This window comes from Acutalibacter intestini, assembly GCF_034334985.1.
GTDB lineage: Bacteria > Bacillota > Clostridia > Oscillospirales > Acutalibacteraceae > Acutalibacter > Acutalibacter intestini.
In genome coordinates this window covers 1-545 of sequence record NZ_JAWXXL010000148.1, presented here as the reverse complement: position 1 = coordinate 545, position 545 = coordinate 1, and the positions used below count along the sequence as shown (strand labels likewise).

Here is a 545-nt window from a genome sequence, read left to right as displayed (position 1 = left end):
GGAATGGGGGTTGGGTACCGCCCGCTGAAACAGGCGGAGCAAATACCGGGGCTCCCCGCCAGCCGGTCAAGGGCGTCTACCGGCAGATAGCCCAGGGAGTCCGCCCCGATGATGGCGGCAGTCTCCTCTACTGTATGCCTGCACGCAATCAGGTGGTCTTGGGAGTCGATGTCCGTGCCATAGTAGCAGGGGTACAGAAACGGCGGCGAGGACACCCGCAGGTGTATCTCTTTGGCGCCTGCCTCCCGCAGCAGCTTGACAATGCGCCCGCTGGTGGTCCCCCGCACGATGGAGTCGTCCACCAGCACCAGCCTCTGTCCCTTCACCGCAGACTCTATGGGGCTTAGCTTAATGCGCACCTGGTCCAGACGCTGGGCCTGGATTGGAGAGATGAATGTGCGGCCAATGTACTTGTTCTTAATGAGCCCCATGCCATAAGGGATTCCAGATGCCCTGCTGAAGCCCAGGGCCGCGTCCAGGCCCGAGTCCGGCACGCCAATAACCAGGTCGGCGCTGGCGGGGCGCCGCTCTGCCAGCAGTTCGCC

At 63.5% G+C, this 545-nt stretch carries 1 protein-coding gene; it reads right to left on the bottom strand.

The window, feature by feature from the left end:
• A partial coding sequence (locus tag U8U68_RS22160; protein ID WP_322204661.1) for an amidophosphoribosyltransferase occupies window positions 1-545 on the bottom strand: 545 nt, incomplete at both ends.